The following is a 24,589-nucleotide window of genomic DNA, read 5'->3' as shown; positions in this document are numbered from 1 at the left end:
AAATTGCTGGGGCTGCTTTGCAGCCCTTTCGCGACACAAGGCCGCTCCTACAGGGGGCAGTGCAGGGCTTCAGCTGGTGATCAGGCGCTCGCGCAGTTGGGTAATCTCGTCGCGCAGCTGCGCGGCTGCCTCGAACTCCAGGTCGCGGGCAAACTGCATCATCTTCTCTTCCAGCTGCTTGATACGCTTGGTGATCTCGCCCGGCGTACGCAGCTCGGCCTCGTAACGGGCGCTCTCCTCCGCTGCTTTGGCCATGCCCTTGCGCTTCTTGCTGCGCGCGCCGGGCACGGTGGCGCCTTCCATGATGTCGGTGATGTCCTTGACCACACCCTTGGGCACGATGCCGTTGGCCTGGTTGAAGGCGATCTGCTTCTCGCGGCGCCGTTCGGTCTCATCGATGGCACGCTGCATGGAGCCGGTGATGCTGTCGGCATACAAGATCGCCCGACCATTGAGGTTACGCGCAGCGCGGCCGATGGTCTGGATCAGCGAACGCTCGGAACGCAGGAAGCCCTCCTTGTCGGCATCGAGAATCGCCACCAGCGACACCTCGGGCATGTCCAGACCCTCGCGCAGCAGGTTGATACCCACCAGCACATCGAAGGTGCCCAGGCGCAGGTCGCGGATGATCTCTACGCGCTCCACCGTGTCGATGTCCGAGTGCAGATAGCGCACCCGCACGTCGTGGTCGGCCAGGTAGTCGGTGAGGTCTTCGGCCATGCGCTTGGTCAACGTGGTGGCCAGCACCCGATCGCCCTGAGCGACACGCTTGCGGATCTCCGACAGCAGGTCGTCGACCTGGGTCAGCGCCGGGCGCACTTCCACCTGCGGATCGACCAGACCGGTCGGGCGCACCACCTGCTCCACCACACGGCCTGCATGCTCGGCTTCGTAGGGCCCTGGGGTGGCGGAGACGAAGATGGTCTGCGGGCTGACATCCTCCCACTCGTCGAAGCGCATCGGCCGGTTATCCAGTGCCGACGGCAGGCGGAAACCGTATTCGACCAGAGTCTCCTTACGCGAGCGATCACCCTTGTACATGGCGCCGACCTGCGGAACGCTGACGTGGGACTCATCGATTACCAGCAGCGCATCGGCCGGCAGGTAGTCATAGAGCGTGGGCGGCGGCGCCCCGGCCGGGCGCCCGGACAGGTAGCGCGAGTAGTTCTCGATGCCATTGCAGTAACCCAGCTCAAGGATCATCTCCAGATCGAAACGCGTACGCTGCTCCAGGCGCTGGGCCTCGACCAGCTTGTTGGCCTTGTGCAGGTATTCGAGCCGGTCCTTCAGCTCTTCCTTGATGCCTTCCACCGCCTCCAGCAGGGTTTCCCGCGGGGTCACGTAGTGGCTCTTGGGGTAGAACGTGAAGCGTGGCAGCTTGCGGAAGACCTCACCGGTGAGCGGGTCGAAGGCGGCGATATTCTCGACCTCGTCGTCGAACAGCTCGATGCGGATGGCCTCAAGGTCGGATTCGGCCGGGAAGATATCGATCACGTCGCCACGCACGCGGAACGTGGCGCGGGCGAAGTCCATCTCGTTGCGGGTGTACTGCAGGTCGGCCAGCCGGCGCAACAAGGCGCGCTGGTCGAGTTTGTCACCGCGATCGACGTGCAGGACCATTTTCAGGTAGGTCTCGGGGCTGCCCAGGCCATAGATGCAGGACACGGTGGTGACGATGATCGCATCGCGCCGTTCCAGCAGCGCCTTGGTCGCTGACAGGCGCATCTGTTCGATGTGGTCGTTGATCGAGGCGTCCTTCTCGATGAAGGTGTCCGACGACGGCACATAGGCCTCTGGCTGGTAGTAGTCGTAGTAGGAAACGAAGTATTCCACCGCGTTGTTCGGGAAGAACGCCTTGAACTCGCCATACAGCTGCGCTGCCAGGGTCTTGTTGGGCGCCAGCACCAGGGTCGGCCGCTGCACCTGCTGGATGACATTGGCGATGCTGAAGGTCTTGCCCGAACCGGTCACCCCGAGCAGGGTCTGGTGCGACAGGCCCGCGTCAATGCCCTCGACCATCTGGCGGATGGCCTCGGGCTGGTCGCCGGCCGGCTGGAAACGGGTGACGAGCTGGAACTCGGACATGACGGACCTCGCGGTAACGCAGCAACTGTAAATTTAGCCAGTAGTCTATACCCAAATGCGCCCGCCAGGGGTCGGAATCAAGGCCAAGCTGTGAGCGCGCATTACGGTGGACCCGGCAATTCGACCAATGGTCGAAAAATATTTGCGCAAATACCCGGAAAAGCTGCGCCAAGCTGTCGCAGTGACTGGTCGGTATCACTATACTGACTCCCCGTTTGTGCACCGCTTCAGTGCATTCGGCTGGAGCGTGTACGCCCTATCACTCTCCAATCAGAGCCGAAGTAACAATGAGCCTGTTTTCCGCTGTCGAGCTGGCACCCCGCGACCCTATCCTGGGCCTCAACGAAGCATTCAACGCCGACCCACGTACCGACAAGGTAAACCTGGGTGTGGGCGTCTACTGCAATGAGGAAGGCCGCATTCCGCTGCTGCGCGCCGTGATCGAAGCCGAGACCCAGCGCGCTGCCCAGCACGCCTCGCGCGGCTACCTGCCGATCGATGGTATCGCCACCTACGACCAGGCCGTGCAGAAACTACTGTTCGGTGCCGAATCGCCACTGCTGGCCGCTGGCCGCGTGGTCACCGTGCAGGCCGTTGGCGGCACTGGCGCTCTGAAGATCGGCGCCGACTTCCTCAAGCGCATTTCGCCGAATGCCGTGGTCGCCATCAGCGACCCGAGCTGGGAAAACCACCGTGCGCTGTTCGAAAGCGCCGGTTTCCCGGTACAGAACTACCGCTACTACGACGCCCCGAGCAACGACGTCAACCGTGCAGGCATGCTCGAAGACCTCAACGCCCTGCCGTCCGGCTCGATCGTTGTGCTGCACGCCTGCTGCCACAACCCGACCGGCGTCGACCTGACCCTGGACGACTGGAAAAACGTCCTGGAAGTGGTCAAGGCCAAGGGCCACGTGCCATTCCTCGACATGGCCTACCAAGGTTTCGGTGACGGCATCGGCGAAGACGCCTTCGCCGTGCGCCTGTTCGCCGAGTCGGGCATGGAGTTCTTCGTTTCCAGCTCGTTCTCCAAGTCGTTCTCGCTGTACGGCGAGCGCGTCGGCGCACTGTCGATCGTCACCGCCTCGAAAGACGAAAGCACCCGCGTGCTGTCGCAGGTCAAGCGTGTGATCCGCACCACCTACTCCAACCCGCCGACCCACGGCGCGACCATCGTCGCCACTGTGCTGAACAGCGCCGAACTGCGCCAGATGTGGGAAGCTGAGCTGGGCGAGATGCGCGAGCGCATCCACGGCATGCGCAAGCAGATGGTTTCGCTGCTGGCCGAATACGGCGCCAAACGCGACTTCAGCTTCGTCGGCCGTCAGGTGGGCATGTTCTCCTACTCGGGCCTGACCGTTGAGCAGGTTGCCCGTCTGAAGAACGATTTCGGCATCTACGCCCTGGATACGGGTCGTATCGCCGTGGCCGCGCTGAACCAGAGCAACATTCACGTGGTCACCAAGGCCATTGTTGAAGTGCTGTAACTGATTGATTTGTCAGGAGGTCGCTTGACTTCCTCCTGGCAATCGGTAAGATACGCACAGATTCCGCGATAGCTCAGTCGGTAGAGCAAATGACTGTTAATCATTGGGTCCCTGGTTCGAGTCCAGGTCGCGGAGCCAAACACTGAAAAACCTCCAGTTGCGCAAGCACTGGAGGTTTTTTGTTGCACTTCTTTTTACCCCTACCTGCACAACGCTGCTGTATCGTCCCCGTTCTCTCGACGACTGCAGAGCCTCGATCAGCGTGAACGAAACTACCCACAACGCCCAGCAAGCGATTGCGATCGCCGCTAACCAGGCACTATTGGCAAGTCGGCAAGCAACATTTGCCGTGGGTGGATGCATCATCGAAAACGCCACCGGCAGGGTGCTGGCCGCCCTGCACAACAGCGTGCTCAAGCCTTTCCCGAACAGCGAGGCACAACCTGCCTTCAGGCTCCATGACCCGACCGCCCATGGCGAGCGACGCCTGATCGACTGGTATTTCGAGAATCAGCAGCGCCTGGCCCTGCCCCCCACTCACGCGCTGACCTTGGTAACCACGCTCGACCCCTGCGCCATGTGCGCGGGGGCCTTGCTGACAGCCGGTTTCAATGTCGCGGTCAGCGCTCTGGACACCTTCGCCGGCATCAACCATAACGCCTGCTTCAACTTCCCCGGTCTACCTGCAGCATTACCAAAAGTCGCGCAAGCTACCTGGGGCTACTATGCGATTGAAGCCCCCTTGGAGCGGGAATACGCGGGGCCCCTAGCAGGCCCGATCTACGCAGGTGAACACATCGAAGCCGCGACTGCCAGCCTGACCAGCTCTCTGTTCGAAACCAGCGTGAATACGGTCCACGATGAAAGCAGCACCGCTGGCCTGCCTCCATCTCAACTAAAGGACCCGAGCAGCCTCCCACTGCATAGCAAGGTGCGCCAAGCCTTGGCCGACTTAAGCCCATGGAGCCTGCGCAGCAAGAGTGACAACCCCCGCCTTGCCGGAGCAGAGCTGGCGCAACCTCTGCTAGAGACGGCCAGCCAGGCGGACACCTTCAACGCGGTCGCGTTGCTTGATCCATTCGGCAACTTGCTGGCATGCCTGGGCGGCAGCGAGAAGCGCTCGCCCATTCGCAGCGCATTCATGGAAACGACCCGCAGCTATGCGGCCCTGCGCTGGACCTTGATGAACCATGTCGACCCACTGGTCCGTAACGAAGCGCTAGAGCACCTGACACATCCGCGTCACTGCACGTTCGTCATGCTTGTCTTTCCAGACCCGACTGGCAGCGAAGCAGTGATGACCCTCGGCGCCTATGGCTCCACCGTGGAGCGCAACACCGCGCCTTCCTTCCCTTCCAGTCTGCAATACGTCTTGCTGCCTGCCGGCCGCACCGGCAAAGAGGTCGCTCAACTCGCACAGAACCTGCCGCCTTTCTACACCCATAACGTACAGCTCGCACCAAGCCAGGTATGGGACAAAGTACTGGTGCGAGCTGTGTCGAGCAGGCTGTCCTACGCTCAGCGCGCTGATTTCGCCCCGGAGTAGGGCAAAGTGACTGGCTTGCCTTCATCCACCAGGCTCCATACCAGCAACTTGGCGGGCCGAGACTTGCTGGCATTGCGCGATACGCTGTGCACGGTGCCGGGCGCTTCGTACCAGTATTCACCGGCCTTGTAGGTTTTCTCCTGTTCGTCGTTGAGTTTCGATACCACCGCCCCTTCCAACACATAGGCCATGACCGCACCCGGATGCTGGTGGGCGGGCGAAGCCTGCCCAGGGGCATAACTGACCGTGAGCATGACGGCGCTCTTGCCCGGGGCATTCGAAGGTTGTTGCTGTTGCAGGACTTTTACCTGATCGGCGGCGTCGCCGTGCGCATAGGCTGCGGACTCGCCACCGAACAGGCCAGCAGCAATGAGCAAGGCAAAAGAAAAGTTGGCAGATTTCACGGGCGTTCTCCTGATTGGCAAGTGCCTGCAGGTTAGGCCCAGTGGCACAAGGCGCAAACGGCCAATCAGGAGAAAAAGCAGGGGGCCAGCCGGGAGCGCGCGCTCAACAATTGCGCCCGATCGGGTAAAACACACCATGGCTCCATACCCCGAGCCATTCATCACCATCGATCACCCGCGTTACTGCCAGGTCCACCAACTGGTAGAACACATTGCGATGGATCAACGCCTCGAGATTGCTGCGCATCAGCACATAAGGCGCCGGCTCCTGGGTGTCCGGATCGATCTCGACCCGTAACGGGTTCTGCGGCCCCGCTTCGGCCTGATCCTCGACGTTGCTGGTAAAGCGCAGAACCTGCGCCTCACCACTGCCCAGCACCTCAAGCGTCACGGCCACGAATGGCGCATCATCGACGCGTATGCCGACCTTCTCCACGGGCGTGATCAGGAAATAATCATCGCCATCGCGGCGCATGATGGTGGAGAACAGGCGAACCATCGGTTTGCGCCCGATGGGCGTCCCCAGGTAGTACCAGGTCCCATCGCGGGCAATACGCATGTCAATATCGCCGCAGAAATCCGGGTTCCACAGATGCACCGGCGGCAGCCCCTTGTGCTTGGGAATCTGCGCCAATAGATCGTTGGCCTTGCCGGAATCCGTCATCACCCTGCCCTCACTCGCTCATGCCCAGAAGGCTACGAGCGTACTCGCGCATCGGTGCGCCAAGCAAATCCTGGGGTGAATTGTCGTGGAACGTCAACAAACCGCCGCGACTCTTGATTCGTGCGGTGTCGATCAGGTAGCGGGTGTTGGTCTCGATCAGCATCATCTGCACCACGCCGGTGTCCCAGCCCAAGCGGTCCACGGCCTGCTCGTCATACCATTCGTCGCCATTACCGATACGGTCATCCGTGCGGGCGAAGCGGGTATAAAGCACATAATCGGCACCCACCGAGCGAGCCTGAGCGATCGCTTCTTCAAGGCCCAGCGGCCCTTGGGCGCGACGTACCAGCGGGAAGTACTCGACGAAACTCTTGAATGCCTCATCGGCCACGGCATTCTGCTTCGGCAGCGGGCCCTTGCCTGGCGGCATGAACGCGCCCTGGCCAATGAAGATGAACGAGTCTGGCTGCAGGCGAATCGACAGGGTACGACGGGTATCGCTGTGGTCCAGCAAGCCGGCATCGCTCATGTGGTAACGGACGCCTTCGCCCATATCGCTGACATTCATGCAACCGCCCAACGCCATCAGCGTCAGCAGCAAGACCAGGCTACGCATCTTTCCTCCAGTGGCCGGTGACGAAAAACCGGCGAATAGCCGGCGGATGCAGCTTTTGCGCCAGCTTCAGCCGCCAATGACCTTCATCACGGTCACCCCCCCGGAAAACGCCAGTTCCTGCTTGTCTGCCAAGGCTTTTACCAGTAGCCGCTGCAAGCCAGGCAGCGCTTGGTGACGGGGTTTTTCCAGCAGATCGCCGACAAAGTGGCGATTGCCGGAAGACAGGCAGCCGTGCAGCCAGCCAGTAGAGGACAGGCGCAGGCGCGAGCAGGTCCGGCAGAACGGCACGCTTTCATTGGCGATGACGCCAAAATGGCCGTGACCCGGGATCTGGTAGCGCAGCGCCGTGGCATCCAGCGGTGCGTCGACCTGTTGATAGCCATACCGGCCGCCGATTACATCGAGCAATGCATCAAGCCCGACAAACTGCTGCAGGAACGCATTGTTGTCCCGGGCCAGGTGCCCCATACGCATCAGTTCGATGAAGCGCAGCTCGAAACCACGCGCCATGCAGTAGTCGAGCATCGGTAACACTTGATCGAGGTTCTGCCCACGCATCGGCACCATGTTGACCTTGATCCGCATGCCCATGGCACTGGCCTGGTCCATGCCTACCAACACGCTGGCCAGATCACCGCCACGGGCGATGCGGCGGAATGCCTGGGGATCGAGGGTATCAAGGGAGACATTCAAGCGGCGAATGCCAGCCGCCTGCAGCTGCGGCAGCTTGCGGGCGAGCAGCTGCCCGTTGGTGGTCAGCGTGATGTCGTCAAGGTCGAGCTTCGCCACCGCCGCCAGAAAGGCATCCAACCGAGGGCTGACCAGTGGCTCGCCACCGGTGATGCGCAAACGCTCGATGCCGGCAGCTTCAATTAGGTAGGCCACCCCACGCGCCAAGGTTTCCGCCGACAGCTCATCCTGGGTCGCGACCAGGCGCTTGCCGTCCGGCACGCAGTAGCTGCAGGCGTAGTTACAGGCAGCCGTCAGGCTGACGCGCAGGTTGCGAAAACGCCTGCCTTGACGATCGACGATCATGGATGACTCCGGCATGGATGAATCGGGGCTGGCAAAACTTGACTCATGGTTCAAGTTTTTGCAAGTCCCCATTTCACGCCAGGCTCACCCGGTGACGACGAATGCCTTCAGTTGGTGGCTTCCGGATCACGCTTGCGCTTGTTGCCCATGCGCACGCCAATATCCATGAGGAACTGGAAGAAGCCTTCCTGATCTTCCAGCACATTGCTCCAGAACGGCGAGTGGTACAGCGCCACGGCGCCGTGCACCAACGCCCAGGCGGCGCAGTAGTGGAAGTACGGAGGCACATCTTCGAGCTTGCCTTCGCTGATGCGCCCCTTGATCAACTGGGTGAGGCGGTCGAAGTTGGACGCGCGGATGCTGTGCAACTGCTCGACCATTTCCGGCACCTGGTTGCCCTTGACCACCTTCTCTTCCAGGCGATCAAACAGCCGGTAGCGCTGCGGGTCACGCATGCGGAACTCGAAGTAGGCACGCGACAGTGCCTCCTTGTCGCGGTCGACATCGGCCGAGTGCAACAGCGCGTTCAAGTCACGCTCATAATCGAGCATCAGGCGCAGGTAGATCTCCGCCTTGGACTTGAAGTGCTTGTAGATCGTGCCTTTGCCGATACCCACGGCGTCGGCGATCATCTCGACGGTGACGCTGTCTTCACCCTGTTCGAGGAACAGCTTCAGCGCTGTATCGAGGATTTCCTGTTCGCGACGGCGAAACTCACGGACCTTACGAGGTTCTTTCTGCATAGGAAGGACTGGATGACATTGAAGCGGTTTATTATGCCTAACTTGCAGCAAATTGCACGGATCATCCAACCATGTCTATGTTTCATGATGAGTTCGAACAGGCGCCCGGGCTGCGATACCTGAACCATGCGGCCATCGCTCCCTGGCCGCGCCGGGCCAGCGAGGCCGTGGCGCGCTTTGCCCGTGACAACGTGCGTCAGGGCGCGAGCGGATACCCGACATGGCTGGCCACTGAACGCAGGCTGCGAGAAAGGCTGGCACACTTGGTCAACGCCCCCTCCTGGGCTGACATCGCGCTGGTGAAGAACACCTCCGAGGCGCTTTCACTGGTCGCGTTCGGCCTCGACTGGCAAGCCGGCGACCAGGTGGTGATCAGCGACGAGGAATTTCCCTCCAACCGTGTCGTGTGGGAAGCATTGCGCGAGCGCGGCGTCGTGGTGACCGAGGTGAACCTTGCCGGGCCAGACCCGGAAGCAGCGCTGCTCGCGGCCTGCGGCCCACGTACACGCCTGCTGGCCGTGAGTGCCGTGCAGTTCGCCAGCGGCCTGCGCCTTGACCTGCCCCGCTTGGGCGAGGGCTGCCAGGCCCGCCATGTGCTGTTCTGCGTCGATGCCATCCAGCAGATTGGCGCCCTGCCCTTCGACGTGCAGCGCTACCAGTGCGATTTCGCCATGGCCGACGGCCACAAATGGATGCTCGGGCCCGAGGGCCTGGGCTTGTTCTATTGCCGCGCGGCTTTGCGCCCGCAGCTGAAGCTGCATGCCTATGGCTGGCATATGCTGGAGCACTTGGGCGACTTCGACCGCCGCGAGTGGCGGCCGGCACGCAGCGCCAGGCGCTTTGAAAGCGGCAGCCCGAACATGCTCGGCGCGTACGCCCTGGAGGCCAGCCTGTCATTGCTGGAGGAAGTCGGCATGGACGAGGTCGGTCGGCAATTGCAGCTGCGGGTCGAGCAACTGCTTCAGGGCCTGGCGGGCATTCCCGGGGTACACCTGCACAGCCCCGCAACCCCGAAAAAACGGGCGGGTATCGTTAGCTTCAGCCTTCAGGGGCAGGACAGTTTGGCTGTCTATCGAAGCTTGCTGGCAGAGCAGACGATCTGTGCACTAAGAGGGCCAGGTATACGATTTTCGCCACATTTCTATACCAGTGAGCAGCTAATCGACGAAGCTGTCCAGCAAGTACGGCGTCTGGCCATGCGCTGAGGGAGGAAGCGATGGCGGCCGTATTCCAAATCTGTTTAAAAAACGAACAAAGAAGCACTGGCACTGTGCCAAACCTGACCAATACTTGAAGTGTTGGCGCGGCGCATCCCCCCCAAGTGGCGCGCCGATAAAGGTGCTCAGGGACCGCGTACCTTTGTTTTACTCCTAATGGTCTTAACCCGGATTCCCCCCCCAGAACCCGGGTTTTTTTTGCCCAGGGCCAGCCGCCAGGCTCTGCCTCTGGCTCTTGCTCTTGCTCTTGCTCTGGCTCTTGCTTTTGATTTTGCTTCTAAGCGCGCGATAGTCCAGGCAACGCGAAATGCGACTTCAGGAGGCCGAGCGCAGGCGTCTGGAGGGCCAGGGTGCGTAGCACCCCTTCGGCGCAGCCGAAGGCGCGAGATGTAGACTTGCGCAGCAAGTCGTAGGCCGCGCGGGCCCGGAAGGCGCCGGAGCGAGGGGACCCCGGAGCGCAGCGCAGGGGCCGGATGATGGGAGCCAGCGTTTTTTGGTTACTTTTTGTCGCGTTTGACAAAAAGTGACCCGCCGTAAGGGCGGAAAGGTGACTGTGCGTCGCCATCACCAATGAATGTACGCGAAAAAATCAAAACCATCGCGCTCGGGCTTTTGGCTTTTGGCTTTTGGCTTTGGATGTGAGCTTTCAAATCAGGTCTACATTCATTCGCCATGGTGGCGCTGAATCACCTTTTCGCCTTTACGGCGACCTACTTTTTGACTGGGCAAAAAGTAGGCAAAAACCCCCGCTCCCATCATCCGGCCCCTGCGCTGCGCTCCGGGGTCCCCTCACTCCGGCGCCTTCCGGGCCCGCGCGGCCTACGACTTGCTGCGCAAGTCTACATCTCGCGCCTTCGGCTACGCCGAAGGGGTGCTACGCACCCTGGCCCTCCAGACGCCTGCGTTCGGCCTCCTGAAGTCGCACTCTGCGTCGCCTGGACTATCGCGCGCTTAGAAGCAAAAGCAAAAGCAGAGCAAAAGCAGAGCAAAAGCAGAGCAAAAGCAGAGCAAAAGCAGAGCAAAAGCAGAGCAAAAGCGATTGAGCTGGATTCAGAGCAGTCGCGCCAGCGGGAACAGGCGCTTGAAGTTGGACGTGGTCTGCTCGGCCAGCTGCTCGTAGCTCACCCCACGCAACGATGCCACATACTCCGCCACCTCCCGCACATACTGCGGCAGGTTCGGCTTGCCACGATACGGGATCGGTGCCAGGTACGGCGAATCGGTCTCCACCAGCAGGCGGTCGACCGGCACCTGCCGCGCCACCTCGCGCAGGGCATCGGCATTGCGGAAAGTGACAATCCCGGACAACGAGATGTAGTAGCCCAGGTCCAGCGCCGCCTTGGCCATGTCCCAGTCCTCGGTGAAACAATGCAGCACGCCCGCCTGCGGCAGATTCGCTTCACGCAGCAGCGCCAAGGTATCGGCCCGCGCCGCACGGGTGTGCACGATCACCGGCTTGCCGGTCTGGCGCGAGGCCTCCAGGTGCAGGCGGAAGGATGCCTGCTGCAACTCGGCGGCCTCCGGTTCGTAATGGTAGTCCAGCCCGGTTTCGCCAATCGCCACCACATGCGGATGCGCCAGCTCGCGCAGCAGCCATTCCAGCGCCGGCGTCTCGCCCGGTGCCAGGTCCAGCGGGTGCACACCCACCGAGCAGTCGACATCGGCGTACTGCTCGCTCAGCGCCTTCACCGCCCCGGCATTTTCGGCACTGACACCAATGCACAGGAAATGCCCGACCCCGCGCTCGCGCGCGGCCTGCAGGGCAGCATCGAGGGAGCCCTGGTGGGCGCTCAGGTCAAGACGGTCGAGATGGCAATGGGAATCTACGAGCATGGCAGGCGGCACACATGAAAAGATGGAAAATCAGCGGGAACCCGGCAGCTGTACCCAATGGGCCAGCAGCGCTTCCAGCAGCAATACGCGATTGAGGTTGGCTTTGCCGAGCACCTTCTGACGCTGCTCGAGGATCCACGCCTGGACCTCCAGCACCTTGCCCTGACGGGCCTTCTGCGCCAGGTACTGCACCACCTTGCGCATGTCGGCCAAGCCCAACCCCTCCTCATCCTGGGTCAACTGGTAACGCAGGATCAGGTGCGACCAGTCGCAGAACCAGTCGAACAGCAGCAACAACGGCACACTGCTCCAGGCCTCGGCCAGCTGGCTGGGCGACTGCTGCTGCTTGAGCAGCTTCTTCACCCCGTCGGTCACCAAGGCCCGTTGCTCATGCACACCCTGCGCTTGCAGGCTGACGGCCATCAGCGGCGAACCAGCGGCCAAGGTCAGCAGCTCCTCGCGTTCGGCCTCATCACTGTCGGGCAATGCCGTGGCGAGCCACGCCTGGCTCTGCACCTGGCTCGGCTGTGGGCAGACAACTTGCTGGCAGCGGCTCTTGATCGTCGGCAACAGACGGCTGGGCTGGTGACTGACCAGCAGCAGCACGGTATCGCCCGAAGGCTCTTCCAGACTCTTGAGCAAGGCGTTGGAGGCATTGACGTTCATTGCCTCGACCGGCTCGATCAACACCACTTTACGCCCGCCAAGCTGCGCCGTCTGCACGACGAACGACACCAGCTCGCGTACCTGGTCGACCTTGATCGGCTTGTCGGCCTCTTCCGGCTCCAGCACGAAGTTGTCCGGGTGGCTACCGGCCTTGAGCAGCAGGCACGACTTGCACTGCCCGCAGGCATCCAGCCCCTGCGGCTGCTGGCACAGCAGACGCGCCATCAGCCGCTCGGCCAAGGCGCGCTTGCCGATGCCCTGCGGCCCATGCAGCAGGTAGGCATGGGCGTGCCGGGCACGCCCTGCCAGTTGCTGCCACAGCGCCTGCTGCCAGGGGTAGGCCTCAGCCACGGCAACGCCCCACGATGGCCGGCAGCAGCGCATCGATGGCACGCTGCACGGCCTCCAGTGGCTGGGCGGCGTCGAGCAGGCTGTAGCGTTGCGGCGCGCCATGGGCGCGTTGCAGATAGGCTTGGCGCACGGCTTCGAAGAAGGCCTGGCCTTCCTGCTCGAAACGGTCCAGGCGACCGCGCGCGGCGGCACGGGCCAGGCCGACTTCCACCGGCAGGTCGAAGACCAGGGTCAGGTCCGGGCGCAGATCCCCCTGGACGAATTGCTCCAGCGCAGCGATACGCTCAACCGACAGACCGCGACCACCGCCCTGGTAGGCGTAGGTGGCATCGGTAAAGCGATCACACAGCACCACCGCACCACGAGCAAGCGCCGGGCGAATCACTTCGGCCAGATGCTGGGCACGGGCAGCGAAAACCAGCAGCAGCTCGGTGTCTGCGGCCATCACTTCCTCGCTCGGCGCCAGCAACAGCTCGCGGACTTTTTCAGCCAGCGGCGTGCCGCCAGGCTCGCGAGTCAGCACCACGTCCAGGCCCTGCTCGCGCAAGCGCGCGGCCAGGTAATCACGGTTGGTGCTCTTGCCCGCGCCTTCGGGGCCTTCAAGGGTAATAAACAAGCCGCTCACAGGCAGTCCTTAATGTTGTTCGTCAGGCGTTGGTGCGTCGGCCGGCGCGGCCTGGCTGTCTGGGTCCTGCTCAGCGGGCTCGGCTGCATCCACCGGTGCACTTTGCGGCGCCGGGCTGGACCGGTAATCCGCGCGACGCTTGAGCTGAAACTCGCGCACCGCCGAGTTGTGATCGTCCAGGTCATCGGAGAACACGTGGCTGCCATCGCCGCGGGCGACGAAGTACAGGCTGGTGCCATCGGACGGGTTCAGCGCGGCATGGATCGCCTCGCGCCCGACCATGGCGATCGGTGTCGGTGGCAGACCGGTCATGGTGTAGGTGTTGTAGGGCGTCGGTTCGCGCAGGTCGGCGCGGGAAATCTTGCCGTTGTAGCGCTCACCCATGCCGTAGATCACCGTCGGGTCGGTCTGCAGCATCATGCCCAGGCGCAAGCGACGGACGAAGACGCCAGCGATCTGCCCACGCTCCTGGGGGATGCCGGTTTCCTTCTCCACCAGCGAAGCCATGATCAAGGCCTGGTAGGGGTCACGGTAAGGCAGGTCGGTGGTGCGCTCGGCCCATTCCTTGGCCAGCACTTCATCCAGGCGCATGTAAGCCTGCTGCAGCAGCTCGACGTCACTCATGCCGCGCACGAAGCGGTAGGTATCAGGGAAGAAGCGGCCCTCAGGGAACACGCCGGTGTGGCCGAGCTTGTCCATCACTTCAGCGTCGGAAAGACCATCCAGGGTGTGCTTGAGCTTTTCATGCCTGGCCACCGCCGAACGCACCTGGCGGAAGGTCCAGCCTTCGACCAGGGTCAGGTTGTACTGCACCACATCGCCACGGCGCCAGACGTCGAACAGGTCTTCCACGGTCATGCCGGGGGTGAGGCGATACTCGCCGGTATGCAACTGTGTACCGGCCATGTTGAAGCGCCAGTACAGGCGCAGCCAGACGGCGTCATCGAGCAAGCCGTCGGCCTGCATGCGATAGAACATGCGGTTGGGGTTGGTGCCGCTGGGCACGTCGAGCAGGCGCTCTTCGGCCACATGCAGAGGCTGCTCCAGCACCGAGTTGATCTTCCAGGCCGACCAGCCCAAGGCCAGGCCGGCGAGGATCAAGCCCATTTCCAGCAGCAGCAGGAATTTGCGTCTCACGAATTCAGGTATCCAGTAACGTACGGGCAACGGCCTGCAGTTTACGGGTGAGCGGGCCCGGCGACCAGTTCAGCGCGGCAATTCCACGCACGGGCCAGACACCGTAGACACTATTGCAGACGAACACTTCATCCGCCTGTTGCAGTTCGTCGAACGCGATATCACGCACCTGTACCGCGACGCCGAGCCGTTGCGCCTGCTCCAGCAGGGCACCGCGCATTACGCCAGCTACGCCACAACGGCTGAGGTCAGCGGTGAGCAGCACGCCATCGCGCACCAGGAACAGATTGCTGTATACGCCTTCGATCACCCTGCCCTGCCCGTCACGCATCAGGCCCTCGGCATGTTCGCTGTCCTGCCATTCGGCACGGGCCAGCACCTGCTCCAGGCGATTGAGGTGTTTGAGACCGGCCAGTAACGGTTGCTCCCCAAGCCGGGTCTGGCAGGGGAACAGCCGCACGCCGTGCTCGGCATGTTCGACAGGATAGCTGGGCAGCGGGCTGCCCTGGAGGATTCGGCGCGGCGCGACGCCGGCAACCGGCGCGTAGCCACGCTGGCTGTCGCCACGGGTTAGGACCAGCTTGGCGACACCATCACCAAGCTGGCTGGCGAAGCGCAGGATTTCATCACGCACCAGCGCCAGGTCGGCGTCGATCATAAGCCGTTGGCAACCCAGTGCCAGGCGAGCAAGATGGCCGTCCAGCAAACTGGGCCGGCCGCCCCGCACGGCGATGGTCTCGAACAGGCCATCGCCGTAGGCCAGGCCGCGATTCTGCAAATTGATCGCAGTCGCGGGCTGGCCGTCGATCCAGCTGTGCATCAACCGATGAACCGGCGGAACACCAGCGAACCGTTGGTGCCGCCAAAGCCGAACGAGTTGGACAACACCACGTCGATCGGCATGCTGCGCGCTTCGTGCGGTACGAAGTCGAGGTCGCAGCCTTCGTCCGGCTCGTCGAGGTTGATGGTCGGAGGCGCCATCTGGCTGTTGATCGCCAGCACGCTGAAGATCGCCTCTACCGCGCCGGCAGCGCCGAGCAGGTGGCCCGTCATCGACTTGGTCGAGCTCACCGCCAACTTGTAGGCATGCTCGCCGAACACGCGCTTGATCGCCGCCACTTCGGCGATGTCGCCGGCAGGGGTCGATGTGCCGTGGGCGTTGATGTAGCTGACCGCTTCAGGCTGGATGCCAGCATCGCGCAGGGCGTTGGCCATGCAACGGGCAGCACCTTCACCGCTGTCGGGCGGCGAGGTCATGTGGTAGGCGTCACCGCTCATGCCGAAGCCGACCAGCTCGGCATAGATGGTCGCACCACGGGCCTTGGCATGTTCGAGCTCTTCAAGCACCAGCGCACCGGCACCGTCGGACAGCACGAAGCCATCACGGCCCTTGTCCCACGGACGGCTGGCACGGGTTGGCTCATCGTTGCGGGTAGACAGCGCGCGGGATGCACCGAAGCCGCCCATGCCCAGACCGCAAGCAGCCATCTCGGCACCCCCGGCGATCATTACGTCGGCTTCGCCGTAGGCGATGTTGCGCGCGGCCATGCCAATGCAATGGGTGCCGGTGGTGCAGGCGGTGGCGATGGCGTAGTTCGGCCCCTGCAGACCCAGGTGGATCGACAGGAAACCGGAGATCATGTTGATGATCGAACCCGGCACGAAGAACGGCGAGATCCGGCGCGGGCCTTGCTCGTGCAAGGTGCGGCTGGTTTCTTCGATGTTGGTCAGGCCGCCGATACCCGAGCCCATGGCCACGCCAATGCGCTCACGGTTGGCGTCGGTGACTTCCAGGCCGGCATTACGCACCGCCTGGAAACCGGCCGCCAGGCCGTACTGGATGAACAGGTCGAGCTTGCGGGCCTCTTTGGCCGACAGGTACTGCTCAACCTCGAAGCCTTTCACCGAGCCGCCAAAACGGGTGGAGTAGGCAGACAGGTCCGTGTGTTCGATCGGACCAATGCCACTGCGGCCAGCCAGAATGCCCTGCCAGGTGCTCGGTACATCGGTACCCAGTGGCGACAGCATACCCATACCGGTGACCACGACGCGTCTACGCGACACAGTACTCTCCTTTTCTAATCACAGAGTTTCTTGCCATTGCATTCAAGCAATGGAATGAAATGGCAACAAGCTCTCGGCGCGAGTGAAGCGACGCTGAAGGCTCGCAAAGAAAAAACCGCACGCCGGCAAAGGCAGTGCGGTTCTTCTCGACAAGAAGCGTCGACTACAACGTCTTAAGCCTGGTGGTTTTTGACGTAGTCGATTGCAGCTTGAACGGTAGTGATCTTCTCGGCTTCTTCGTCAGGGATTTCGGTCTCGAATTCCTCTTCCAGAGCCATCACCAGCTCAACGGTGTCAAGCGAATCGGCACCCAGGTCATCGACGAAGGACTTCTCGACAGTCACTTCCTCTTCCTTGACGCCCAGTTGCTCGGCGACGATTTTCTTGACGCGTTCTTCGATGGTGCTCATACCTAGTTTTCACTCCTAATGGACATATGTCAGGCAGCTGGCCGGTGACCAAGTTTATAGAAAGACGTTCGCTTTTCAAGCGGAACGCACGTTCCCTTCAGCCACCGCACCCGCTGCCTGGAATCTGGTTGCAGCTTTATAACGGATTTTAGGCTCGCAGTATGACTCTTTTTTGAAGCAATCCGTCACATTGCGTTGCAGTTTTACATGTACATCCCGCCGTTGACCGGCACGGTTGCGCCGGTAACGTAGCCAGCGCCGTCCGACGCCAGGAACGAAACCACCTTGGCGATTTCGTCAGCCTGGCCCAGGCGGCCCAGCGGAATCTGGGTCTGCAGGGCTTCGCGCTGCGCTTCAGGCAGCTCGCGGGTCATGTCGGTGTCGATGAAGCCCGGAGTCACCGAGTTGACGGTGATGCCACGCGAGCCCACTTCACGCGCCAGGGCGCGGCTGAAGCCTTCGAGGCCTGCCTTGGCCGCCGCGTAGTTGGCCTGGCCGGCGTTGCCCATGGCACCGACGACCGAACCGATGCTGATAATACGACCCCAGCGCGCCTTGGTCATGCCACGCAGCACGCCCTTGGACAGACGGTAGAGGCTGTTCAGGTTGGTGTCGATCACGTCGAACCACTCGTCGTCCTTCATGCGCAGCATGAGGTTGTCGCGGGTGATACCGGCGTTGTTGACCAGAATGGCGGGGGCGCCAAACTGCTCGCCGATGGCGGCCAGTACCGCTTCCACGGACGCGGCACTGGTGACGTTCAGTTCCATGCCGGTGCCAGTGATGCCGTGCTCTTTCAAGGTGGCGGCGATGCGCTCGGCACCGGAAGCCGAAGTGGCGGTACCGATCACGGTCGCGCCCTGGCGGCCCAGCTCGAGGGCGATGGCCTGGCCAATACCACGGCTGGCGCCGGTGACCAGTGCAACTTTACCTTGCAGGCTCATGCAAGCTTCTCCAAATCAGGCCAGCGCCGCACGGGTGGCGGCGACAGCGTCAGGGGTATTGAGGTTGTAGGTGGTCACGCCGTCGGCGCAACGCTTGTTCAGGCCAGCCAGGACCTTGCCCGGGCCGCACTCGACCAGGTTGACCGCACCATTGGCGGCCAGGGTCTGCACGCATTCAACCCAGCGCACCGGCTGGTACAGCTGTGCCAGCAGGTCCTGCTTCAGGGCATCGAGGTCGGCGGCGACGGCGGCGGTGACGTTCTGCACCACCGGGATCTGCGGGGCCTTCCATTCAATGGCGTTGACGAACTCGGCAAAGCGCTCGGCAGCCGGTTTCATCAGGGCGCAGTGCGACGGTACGCTGACCGCCAGCGGCAGGGCACGCTTGGCGCCCTTGGCCTTGCACAGCTCCATGGCGCGGTCGACCGCAGCCTTGTTACCGGCGATGACCACCTGGCCTGGCGAGTTGAAGTTCACGGCGCTGACCACTTCGTCTTCGGCCGCTTCGGCGCAGATTTCCACCACGACGGCGTCATCCAGGCCGAGGATCGCCGCCATGGCACCATGACCGGCCGGCACGGCTTCCTGCATCAGCTGGCCACGACGCTCGACCAGGCGCACGGCATCTTTCAGCGACAGGGCGCCGGCTGCGACCAGGGCGCTGTATTCACCTAGGCTGTGACCGGAAACGAAGGCCGGCTGCGCGCCGCCCTCTTCCAGCCACAGGCGCCACAAGGCGACGGAGGCGGTGAGGATCGCCGGCTGGGTCTTGTCGGTCTGGTTGAGTTGTTCTTCCGGACCTTCCTGGACCAGCTTCCACAGGTCATAGCCCAGAGCCTCGGAAGCCTCCTTGAAGGTCTCGATGATCACCGGCTTTTCAGCGCCGAGTTCGGCGAGCATGCCCAGCGACTGGGAACCTTGACCGGGGAAGACGAATGCGAGGGATGCAGACATTGAACAAGCCCTTATGATCTTGTCGTCGAATGGGGTGCGCCGAGCCCAAGGCTAGACGCAGAATATGAAAACTTGGATGGAAACGCAGACCAAGCGGTCACATTTAAGCACTTCATCGGCGAAATGCCTAAGGCAACAAATCTTCGAGGCGACCGTGCAGCCGCTGCGGGAGGTTTTCCTGGATCTCGATCAGCGCCCGCTGGATCGCGCTCTGGAAACCCTGCACACCCGCCGAGCCATGGCTCTTGATGACGATGCCCTGCAAGCCGAGGAAGCTTGCGCCATTGTGCCGCGCCGGTGCCAGGTCGGCCTGCAGGCGCTTGAGCAGCGGCATCGCCACCGCCCCGACCAGCCGCGACAACGCGCCGCCCTTGAACAGCTTTTCGATACGCTCGCCGATCATGGTCGCCAGGCCTTCGCTGGACTTGAGCAGGATATTGCCGACAAAGCCGTCGCACACCACCACGTCCGCCTCGCCGCGGTACAGGCCGTCACCTTCGACGAAGCCGACATAGTTGAGGCCGCGGGCGTTCTGCAGCAACGTGGCCGCCAGCTTGACCTGCTGATTGCCCTTGATGTCCTCGGTACCGATATTCAGCAGCGCCACGCGCGGCCGGTGAATACCCAGGGCCTGGGCAGCCACGGAGCCCATGACGGCAAACTGATAGAGGTTTTCGGCACTGCAATCGACGTTGGCACCAAGGTCGAGCAGTTGGCAGTAACCCGTCTGGGTCGGGATCGCCGCCACCATGGCTGGCCGATCGATACCCGGCAGGGTCTTGAGCACGAAACGCGACAACGCCATCAGCGCCCCGGTATTGCCGGCACTCACGCAGGCCTGAGCCTTGCCGTCACGCACCAGTTCGAGGGCGATGCGCATCGACGAGTCCGGCTTGCCACGCAACGCCTGGGATGGCCGCTCGTCCATACCGATCACCTCACTGGCGGCGACAATCTGCAGGCGCGCGCGATCCGCAGCCGCAAGGCCGCTGACAAGATCTTCAAGGAGGGAGGGTTGACCGACGAGGGTCAGGTGCAGCGAGGGGGTAGCCGAAAGGCAGGCAATGCTAGCCTGGACAATGCTGCGGGGACCGAAGTCCCCGCCCATTGCGTCGATCGCGATGATCTGAGCGGACAAGGATTACTCGTCAGCGCCCTTGTCGACCACTTTGCGACCACGGTATACGCCTTCTGGCGAAACGTGGTGGCGCAGGTGTACTTCACCGGTGGTTTTCTCTACCGACAGCGCGTTTTCCGACAGGGCGTCGTGCGAACGGCGCATGTCACGGGCAGAGCGGGATTTTTTGTTCTGCTGAACAGCCATAATTGATTAACTCCTAAACGTTTGGGTCACGCTTTAACTGCGCCAAAACACTGAACGGGTTGGACCGCGATACCTCGTCCTTGCTCGATTCGGGCTCGTCTGCGCCCGCCGGCTGCTGGCATTCTTCCGGATGATGAGCAGGCACGATAGGCAAGGCGAGCAGCAGCTCCTCCTCGACCAAGGCCTGCAGATCCAATGGATCTTCGCCCAGTTCCAGCACGTCATAGCCTTTCGGCAACGACTGGGTATTCGCACCCTCCTTCACCACGGCGTATGTACATTCGCTGTGGATCGGCAGGGTGACCAGCTCAAGACAACGCTGGCAAACCATTTTGACCTCGACGTCCAGCTCGCTGTGGATAACCACCACGTGCTGTTCATCTCGTTCAAAATCGAACTTCGCCTGCACCGTACCGACATCGTCGGAAAGCGGGTCGCAGAGTCTTTCCAAATCAGCGAGTTGCAGCGTACCAGTGATGGATACGCCTCGGTCGGCTAATTTGCGCGGGTCAACGTGAGGTGGAATCGGGTCATTCAACATAGGCGCAGCATTCTAGGGATGCCCCCCGCCCCTGTCAAAGGAAATTAGGCGACATCTCGCATGTTAGAATCAGGTTCAACTGACCAGGAGTCTATCATGCTGCCTCTGTTGCTGGCTTCCAGCTCTGCCTACCGGCGCGAACTGCTCGCGCGCCTGCGCCTGCCCTTCACCTGGGCTAGCCCTGATCTAGACGAGCGGCGCCTGGCCGACGAGCCCGCCGTTGAACTGGTACGGCGCCTGGCCAGGCAAAAAGCCGAGGCGCTTGCCGCCAGCCATCCGCAGCACTTGATCATCGGCTCCGACCAGGTCGCGGTACTGGGCGAGCAGATCCTCGGCAAGCCGCACACCTTCGATCGCGCCTGCGAGCAACTGCTCGAAGCCAGCGGCCAGCAGGTGACCTTCCTGACCGGACTGGCGCTGCTCAATACCGCGACCGGGCACTGCCAGGTCGACTGCGTGCCGTTTACAGTGACGATGCGCGAACTGGATCGGGAGCGCGTGGAGCGCTATGTGACAGCGGAGCAGCCGCTGGATTGCGCAGGGAGCTTCAAGGCCGAGGGATTGGGGGTGAGCTTGTTTCAGAGCACACACGGGTGCGATGCGACCAGCCTGATCGGGCTGCCGCTGATTCGGTTGGTGGATATGCTGACCCGGGAAGGCGTGACCATCCCATGAGAAGCGGGGCTGCTTTGCAGCCCTTCGCGGGCAAGCCCGCTCCCACAGGGATCGCACAATCCCAAAGATCGCGACGTATCTGTGGGAGGGGGCTTGCCCGCGAAGGGCCGCAAAGCGACCCCAGTAGACTTCGGTCAGCGCAGCTGAGGCCCCTGGAACCCCATCCACATGGCCAGGTGCTCGGCCACGCTGGCACCAATGCGCTTGGAGAAGCGATCGAACGGCGATTCCTGCACGGTGTAATCGACCAGGTCCTTCTCACCCACGATTTCACGCGCCACATAGCTGGCGCTGCCCAGCCCGTCCACCAGCCCCAGCGCCTTGGCCTGCTCACCCGACCAGACCAGGCCGCTGAACAACTCCGGATGCTCCTTGTCCTTCAGGCGGTCTCCCCGCCCCTGCTTGACCATGGCGATGAACTGCTGGTGCGTGGTATTCAGCACACCTTGCCAGAACGCTCGCTCGTCAGGCTTTTCAGGCGAGAACGGATCAAGGAATGCCTTATGCTCGCCTGCGGTGTAGGTGCGCCGCTCGACGCCCAGTTTTTCCATTGAACCCACAAAGCCATAGCCGGCAGCCGTCACACCAATGGAGCCGACCAGGCTCGCCTTGTCGGCGTAGATCTCATCCGCCGCACTGGCGATGTAGTAGGCGCCGGAAGCCCCCAGATCAGTGATCACCGCATACAGCTTGGTATCCGCGTGCTCGCTACGCAGACGACGGATCTCGTCATACACGTAGCCCGCCTGCACCGGGCTGCCGCCCGGACTGTTGATGCGCAGGACCACCGCCTTGGTCTTGGGGTCCTTGAATGCATCGCGCAGGCTCTTGACGATATTGTCGGCGCTGGCGGCCTCCTGATCGGCAATCACGCCTCGCACCTCAACCAGGGCCGTGTGATTGCCACTGCGCGATGCAGCCTTGTCCACATCCATGAACGGCAGGAACAGGGCAAGGATGCCGAACAGGTAGACGAAGGTCAGCAGCTTGAAGAAGATCCCCCAGCGCCGGGACCGTCGCTGCTCCTGAACACCGGCCAGCAGGGTCTTTTCCAGCAGCTTCCAGCTCTTCTGCTCGACACGAGCCTCTTCGTCCCGCGCTTCACGCGCTTCGCGAGCGAGGCGCTCCTCTTCGGTTTCGTTAACGGGCGCTTTCCACTCGTCAGCCATGCTCACCTACCTTGGAATTGAATTTGCCTGGAACCTGCCAGCCACTCGCGCAGCTGGGAAAAATGATCGATGCACACCTGCGGACCAAACTCGGCCAGCGCCTGCAGCGACATGGCACCATAGCCGACCGCCACCGAATGCATACCGGCGTTGCTGGCCATTTGCAGGTCGAATGCCGAATCGCCGACCATCAGCGCCCGCCCAGGCTCGACACCGCAATGCCCAAGGATTTCCTCGAGCATCAGCGGGTGGGGCTTGCCACGGGTTTCGTCGGCGGCACGGGTAATGTCGAAGAACTGCTCCCAGCCATTGGCCTTGAGCACGCGATCCAGCCCGCGGCGCGCCTTGCCGGTCGCTACCGCCAGGCGATATCCCTCAGCACGGAATGCGTCCAGCGATTCGACCACACCCTCGAACAGCGGCGAAGGCTGCTGATCCAGAGCCATATAGATGTCAGCGTAATGCTGACGGAATGTTTCGACCTGCAGCGGATCAAGGTGCGGATACAGCGTCGAGATTGCCTCCCCCAGCGCCAGGCCAATGATGCCCTTGACGGCATCTTCAGCGCTTGGCGCCTCGCCGGCACGCTCGGCAGCAGCATTCATCGCCTCGACGATACGACCGATGGAATCGGCCAGGGTGCCGTCCCAGTCGAAGATCAGCAGCTCATAAGGTTTGCTCGACAGATCACGACGCACTCAAACGCTCCACGGTCTTCGCCCAGACTTCGTCCACGGGCGCTTCGAGTTTCAGCTCACCACCATCCGGCAGCGGCACGGTCAACGCGTAGGCATGCAGGAACAGGCGCTTGCCGCCCAGCTCGCGAATCTCGCGACTGAAGTCTTCGTCACCGTACTTGCTGTCACCGGCGATCATGTGCCCGGCATGCAGGGTATGCACGCGAATCTGGTGGGTACGACCGGTGATCGGGCGCGCCTCGACGATGGTGGCGAACTCTCCGAACCGGCGCAGCACGCGGAACAAGGTCAGCGCCTCCTTGCCCTCATCGTTGACTTCGACCATGCGCTCGCCGGAGCGCAGGTTGCTCTTGAGCAGCGGCGCGTTGACCTGCTTCTTCGAGGTTGGCCAGTGGCCGCGCACCAGCGCCATGTAGCGTTTGTCCACGCCATCACCACGCAAGGCAGCATGCAGGTGGCGCAGCATGCTGCGCTTCTTGGCAATCATCAGCAGGCCCGAGGTGTCGCGGTCCAGGCGGTGCACCAGCTCCAGCTCCTTGGCGTCCGGGCGCAGCTGACGCAGCGCTTCGATCACACCAAAGCTCAGGCCGCTGCCGCCGTGCACGGCGATGCCGGCCGGCTTGTTCATCACGATCAGCGCTTTGTCTTCGTAGACGATGGCAGCCTCCAGGCGCTGCAGCAGCCCCTGGGCCACCGGCGCCGGTTCGTCACGCTCAGGCAACCGGACAGGCGGCACGCGCACGATGTCGCCGGCCTGGATCTTGTACTCGGGCTTGACCCGACCCTTGTTGACCCGCACCTCACCCTTGCGCAGGATGCGGTAGACCAGGGTCCTGGGCACGCCCTTGAGCGCCGTGATGAGGAAATTGTCGATTCGTTGGCCGGCAAGTTCCGGCGCGACTTCGATCAGCTGAACGCCGGAAGTCGGAGGGGTATTGGTCGTCATGGCGGGAATCATAACAATTATTTATGGAATTGAAGCACTTAATCATCAATGCTATAGTCGCGAACGCCGCCAAAAGCGGCAGGCCAGTGAAACCAGGCCCTGGGCCGGTTCCTGACCTACGCAGTTCTCCAGGACGCGAGGCCGTCCTACGGGGTTTTCGCCAGTTTACCGAATTGCCTGGAATCGCCACCAGCGCTGTGTAGAGAAGACCGAAAAAAAACGACAAGTGTGGTTTTTCACCTGCTTCCCGATTCTTTTCGCTGCACCTCTGCCCGCCCCGTCGCTTCCACGCAACGCCAGGCGAACGCTTCGGAAATACCTGCCTTGGATATGTAATGGCGTCAGCTTCCCGTTCGAAGCTGGCGAAAAATGCAACCCGTTGCGGATTCAGCGCGCGGCAGCACCCGAATTATCAGGGATACGTGCAGGGTGGAGATGCACAGCCCTCGGACCGTGTA

General features: G+C 62.3%; 25 protein-coding genes and 1 tRNA gene. 5 read left to right on the top strand and 21 right to left on the bottom strand.

Features of this window, described 5'->3' with window-relative positions:
* Positions 1–69: 69 nt before the first annotated feature.
* Positions 70–2,085 carry an excinuclease ABC subunit UvrB gene (gene uvrB / locus ACLEJU_RS09365; RefSeq protein WP_435425336.1) on the bottom strand — a complete coding sequence of 672 codons (2,016 nt, stop codon included), beginning with the start codon at positions 2,083–2,085 and terminating at the stop codon, positions 70–72.
* Positions 2,086–2,372: 287 nt separating this feature from the next.
* On the opposite strand from uvrB, the gene ACLEJU_RS09360 reads away from it, so the two are divergent.
* The 3 genes from ACLEJU_RS09360 to ACLEJU_RS09350 all read left to right on the top strand — a co-directional run bounded on the left by ACLEJU_RS09360 (position 2,373) and on the right by ACLEJU_RS09350 (position 5,115).
* Positions 2,373–3,569: an amino acid aminotransferase gene (locus ACLEJU_RS09360; protein ID WP_435425335.1), complete on the top strand. Its 1,197-nt coding sequence runs from the start codon at positions 2,373–2,375 to the stop codon at positions 3,567–3,569.
* Positions 3,570–3,631: 62 nt separating this feature from the next.
* Positions 3,632–3,707: transfer RNA gene (locus ACLEJU_RS09355), tRNA-Asn, on the top strand.
* Between the two features lie 124 nt (positions 3,708–3,831).
* On the top strand, positions 3,832–5,115 hold the full coding sequence (locus ACLEJU_RS09350) for a nucleoside deaminase (protein WP_435425340.1): 1,284 nt from the start codon (positions 3,832–3,834) through the stop codon (positions 5,113–5,115).
* Here ACLEJU_RS09350 and ACLEJU_RS09345 read toward each other — a convergent pair.
* From ACLEJU_RS09345 to ACLEJU_RS09325, 5 genes are all read right to left on the bottom strand, one after another.
* Positions 5,088–5,492 carry a cupin domain-containing protein gene (locus ACLEJU_RS09345; RefSeq protein WP_435425339.1) on the bottom strand — a complete coding sequence of 135 codons (405 nt, stop codon included), beginning with the start codon at positions 5,490–5,492 and terminating at the stop codon, positions 5,088–5,090. The two genes, ACLEJU_RS09350 and ACLEJU_RS09345, sit on opposite strands and share 28 nt — an antisense overlap.
* Positions 5,493–5,622: 130 nt before the next feature.
* The gene (locus tag ACLEJU_RS09340) at positions 5,623–6,183 is read right to left on the bottom strand and encodes a DUF1285 domain-containing protein (RefSeq protein WP_435425334.1); all 561 of its coding nucleotides are present in this window, start codon (positions 6,181–6,183) and stop codon (positions 5,623–5,625) included.
* Positions 6,184–6,193: 10 nt separating this feature from the next.
* On the bottom strand, positions 6,194–6,799 hold the full coding sequence (locus ACLEJU_RS09335; RefSeq protein ID WP_110638339.1) for a DUF4823 domain-containing protein: 606 nt from the start codon (positions 6,797–6,799) through the stop codon (positions 6,194–6,196).
* Between the two features lie 66 nt (positions 6,800–6,865).
* Positions 6,866–7,834, bottom strand: coding sequence for a GTP 3',8-cyclase MoaA (locus ACLEJU_RS09330; protein ID WP_435425333.1), 969 nt, complete (start codon positions 7,832–7,834; stop codon positions 6,866–6,868).
* A 107-nt stretch (positions 7,835–7,941) separates the two neighbouring features.
* Positions 7,942–8,577, bottom strand: coding sequence for a TetR/AcrR family transcriptional regulator (locus tag ACLEJU_RS09325; RefSeq protein WP_159409414.1), 636 nt, complete (start codon positions 8,575–8,577; stop codon positions 7,942–7,944).
* 71 nt (positions 8,578–8,648) lie between these two features.
* Here ACLEJU_RS09325 and ACLEJU_RS09320 point away from each other — a divergent pair, with 71 nt between their 5' ends.
* Positions 8,649–9,782, top strand: coding sequence for an aminotransferase class V-fold PLP-dependent enzyme (locus tag ACLEJU_RS09320; RefSeq protein ID WP_435425332.1), 1,134 nt, complete (start codon positions 8,649–8,651; stop codon positions 9,780–9,782).
* Positions 9,783–10,844: 1,062 nt separating this feature from the next.
* On the opposite strand, the gene ACLEJU_RS09315 is transcribed toward ACLEJU_RS09320, so the two are convergent.
* The 12 genes from ACLEJU_RS09315 to ACLEJU_RS09260 form a co-directional block, all read right to left on the bottom strand.
* Positions 10,845–11,627, bottom strand: coding sequence for a TatD family hydrolase (locus tag ACLEJU_RS09315; RefSeq protein ID WP_435423442.1), 783 nt, complete (start codon positions 11,625–11,627; stop codon positions 10,845–10,847).
* Positions 11,628–11,657: 30 nt separating this feature from the next.
* Complete coding sequence (locus tag ACLEJU_RS09310; protein ID WP_435423443.1) at positions 11,658–12,644, bottom strand: DNA polymerase III subunit delta'; 987 nt, start codon at positions 12,642–12,644, stop codon at positions 11,658–11,660.
* Positions 12,637–13,269: a dTMP kinase gene (gene tmk / locus ACLEJU_RS09305; protein ID WP_103449713.1), complete on the bottom strand. Its 633-nt coding sequence runs from the start codon at positions 13,267–13,269 to the stop codon at positions 12,637–12,639. The genes ACLEJU_RS09310 and tmk overlap by 8 nt, the downstream gene beginning before the upstream one ends.
* A gap of 9 nt (positions 13,270–13,278) precedes the next feature.
* A complete protein-coding gene (mltG, locus tag ACLEJU_RS09300; protein WP_435423441.1) occupies positions 13,279–14,406 on the bottom strand; it encodes an endolytic transglycosylase MltG in 1,128 nt (375 codons plus the stop codon).
* 4 nt (positions 14,407–14,410) lie between these two features.
* The gene (pabC, locus tag ACLEJU_RS09295; RefSeq protein WP_435423440.1) at positions 14,411–15,226 is read right to left on the bottom strand and encodes an aminodeoxychorismate lyase; all 816 of its coding nucleotides are present in this window, start codon (positions 15,224–15,226) and stop codon (positions 14,411–14,413) included.
* Positions 15,226–16,470: a beta-ketoacyl-ACP synthase II gene (gene fabF, locus ACLEJU_RS09290; RefSeq protein WP_159409407.1), complete on the bottom strand. Its 1,245-nt coding sequence runs from the start codon at positions 16,468–16,470 to the stop codon at positions 15,226–15,228. Before fabF ends, pabC begins: the two co-directional genes overlap by 1 nt.
* 173 nt (positions 16,471–16,643) lie before the next feature.
* Positions 16,644–16,880, bottom strand: coding sequence for an acyl carrier protein (acpP, locus tag ACLEJU_RS09285; RefSeq protein ID WP_060513099.1), 237 nt, complete (start codon positions 16,878–16,880; stop codon positions 16,644–16,646).
* 203 nt (positions 16,881–17,083) lie between these two features.
* Positions 17,084–17,824 carry a 3-oxoacyl-ACP reductase FabG gene (gene fabG, locus ACLEJU_RS09280; protein WP_435423439.1) on the bottom strand — a complete coding sequence of 247 codons (741 nt, stop codon included), beginning with the start codon at positions 17,822–17,824 and terminating at the stop codon, positions 17,084–17,086.
* A 15-nt stretch (positions 17,825–17,839) separates the two neighbouring features.
* Positions 17,840–18,778, bottom strand: coding sequence for an ACP S-malonyltransferase (gene fabD, locus ACLEJU_RS09275; protein ID WP_435423438.1), 939 nt, complete (start codon positions 18,776–18,778; stop codon positions 17,840–17,842).
* A 127-nt stretch (positions 18,779–18,905) separates the two neighbouring features.
* Positions 18,906–19,916 (bottom strand): phosphate acyltransferase PlsX, encoded by a 1,011-nt coding sequence (plsX, locus tag ACLEJU_RS09270; RefSeq protein ID WP_435423437.1) that lies wholly within the window; start codon positions 19,914–19,916, stop codon positions 18,906–18,908.
* 3 nt (positions 19,917–19,919) lie between these two features.
* Positions 19,920–20,102 (bottom strand): 50S ribosomal protein L32, encoded by a 183-nt coding sequence (rpmF, locus tag ACLEJU_RS09265; protein WP_003247154.1) that lies wholly within the window; start codon positions 20,100–20,102, stop codon positions 19,920–19,922.
* 13 nt (positions 20,103–20,115) lie between these two features.
* Entirely contained in the window at positions 20,116–20,643 is a 528-nt protein-coding gene (locus ACLEJU_RS09260; protein ID WP_027919446.1) for a YceD family protein, read from the bottom strand.
* Positions 20,644–20,739: 96 nt separating this feature from the next.
* On the opposite strand from ACLEJU_RS09260, the gene ACLEJU_RS09255 reads away from it, so the two are divergent.
* Positions 20,740–21,318 carry a Maf family protein gene (locus ACLEJU_RS09255; RefSeq protein WP_435423436.1) on the top strand — a complete coding sequence of 193 codons (579 nt, stop codon included), beginning with the start codon at positions 20,740–20,742 and terminating at the stop codon, positions 21,316–21,318.
* A gap of 134 nt (positions 21,319–21,452) precedes the next feature.
* Here the strand turns inward: ACLEJU_RS09255 and ACLEJU_RS09250 are convergent, their stop codons facing one another.
* The 3 genes from ACLEJU_RS09250 to rluC are packed head-to-tail and all read right to left on the bottom strand — an operon-like array spanning position 21,453 to position 24,131.
* Positions 21,453–22,487: a S49 family peptidase gene (locus ACLEJU_RS09250; RefSeq protein WP_435423435.1), complete on the bottom strand. Its 1,035-nt coding sequence runs from the start codon at positions 22,485–22,487 to the stop codon at positions 21,453–21,455.
* 2 nt (positions 22,488–22,489) lie between these two features.
* Positions 22,490–23,185: an HAD family hydrolase gene (locus ACLEJU_RS09245; RefSeq protein WP_435423434.1), complete on the bottom strand. Its 696-nt coding sequence runs from the start codon at positions 23,183–23,185 to the stop codon at positions 22,490–22,492.
* On the bottom strand, positions 23,175–24,131 hold the full coding sequence (rluC, locus tag ACLEJU_RS09240) for a 23S rRNA pseudouridine(955/2504/2580) synthase RluC (RefSeq protein ID WP_435423433.1): 957 nt from the start codon (positions 24,129–24,131) through the stop codon (positions 23,175–23,177). The genes ACLEJU_RS09245 and rluC overlap by 11 nt, the downstream gene beginning before the upstream one ends.
* Positions 24,132–24,589: the final 458 nt, after the last annotated feature.

Source organism: Pseudomonas sp. SMN11 (genome assembly GCF_052041945.1).
Lineage (GTDB): Bacteria > Pseudomonadota > Gammaproteobacteria > Pseudomonadales > Pseudomonadaceae > Aquipseudomonas.
This window is presented reverse-complemented; position numbering and strand designations above follow the sequence as displayed.